This window comes from Hoylesella timonensis S9-PR14 (assembly GCF_000762405.1).
Taxonomy (GTDB): Bacteria; Bacteroidota; Bacteroidia; order Bacteroidales; family Bacteroidaceae; genus Prevotella; species Prevotella timonensis_A.
Genome location: NZ_JRPQ01000238.1, coordinates 1 through 1,191, shown reverse-complemented (window position 1 = coordinate 1,191; position 1,191 = coordinate 1). Strand labels below are relative to the sequence as shown.

The following is a 1,191-nucleotide window of genomic DNA, read 5'->3' as shown; positions in this document are numbered from 1 at the left end:
CGACCTGCCTTTAGCAATGTTTCCACACGGCTGTCTGTAAGCAATGNAGGAATAANCTGGGTAGGCACGATGCCATAGAAATTATCCTTAAAACCATTTCTGCGAAGTATGTCTGTAACCTTGAACTTCGGATATATCGGTGAGTAGGCAATATGCTGATAGGCTTCATTATCGTTGCGGATTGCCATAGGACTATAATAGGAAAAGNTATCAACATAGTGTCCCAATACCCTCTGTATGGCAACCACAGCTTTTCGTCCCTGCATATTCCACCAATATTGCCCAATCTCAATGATTGAAGTTTGTGCTTTGTAACCTTTCTCCATACCCACAATAAGTAGGAACATACGTAATACTTGAAACTCTCCACAAGTGGTAAGTAAGGTGAAATACTGCTTCTGCTGCAACTTGCGTTGGAAAGTTTCCTTTACCTGCAACTTTGCCCTGCAATGAGGGCAAGTGCAAGTTTCTCTATGTTTGTTCATTACCCAACTATGCCCACAATCCATACAAGTGGTACGACCTTTTGGCAAGCGGTAGGCGAAGTGGTCAATACACTCACGGAATGCCCACTTGCTTTGTGTCGTGGTTATCGGGCGAAGATGCTTGCTTTGTTCCAAAACTGCCTTTTCAAATTTGTTTCTCGGTTTCATAGGCTTAAAAATCAAATAATGATGGTTGTACTTGGGTTGTCGCGTTCTCAGTCTTTTTCACTCGTGCGTTACGGCTCTGTAACTTGGCAAGTTCCTCACGCTGATATTGCTTAATGGCTTCCTGCCTTGCTTCGGCTTTTTCTTCCTCCGTTAGTTCCACCATGTGATTGACCATTACTTGGCAATTGGTAGGCTTGCCAATCTCTATATCGTCCTCATCATAGTAGTGAACAGCCATAGAGAAAATTTCATCATCATCAAAGCCGTTACAACCGCTTTTCTGCACTTCATTAAGAATATAGGTGATACACTCCTCGATATTCTTGTTTGGCTTCAACAAGTTAGAGGCAAATAATGGGTCTGTCATAGCACGCTGATTAAGATACTCGGCTATTGCTCTCGTAAAATGTTCTGTTCCTTTCATAGTCGTTTAATGTTTGGGGATTTCTACTATTTGATTGACACTACCATACAAATAGGCTCTTAGGCTGGTGCGGTCGGGTGCGTAATACTCTGCCCAATGTCCGTATTGATTGAC

Annotated in this window: 2 protein-coding genes; both read right to left on the bottom strand. The window is 42.6% G+C overall.

Annotation, left to right across the window (positions count from 1 at the left end; all coding sequences use genetic code 11):
- The coding region (locus HMPREF9304_RS12180) for an RING finger protein (RefSeq protein ID WP_036929601.1) at positions 1-653 on the bottom strand (653 nt) is incomplete at its 3' end.
- Between the two features lie 4 nt (positions 654-657).
- Positions 658-1,077 carry a PcfK-like family protein gene (locus tag HMPREF9304_RS12175; protein WP_036929598.1) on the bottom strand — a complete coding sequence of 140 codons (420 nt, stop codon included), beginning with the start codon at positions 1,075-1,077 and terminating at the stop codon, positions 658-660.
- Positions 1,078-1,191: the final 114 nt, after the last annotated feature.

Excerpts from the sequence above, each read along its gene's own strand:
- HMPREF9304_RS12175 (WP_036929598.1), bottom strand. The coding sequence starts at position 1,077 with ATGAAAGGAACAGAACATTTTACGAGAGCAATAGCCGAGTATCTTAAT.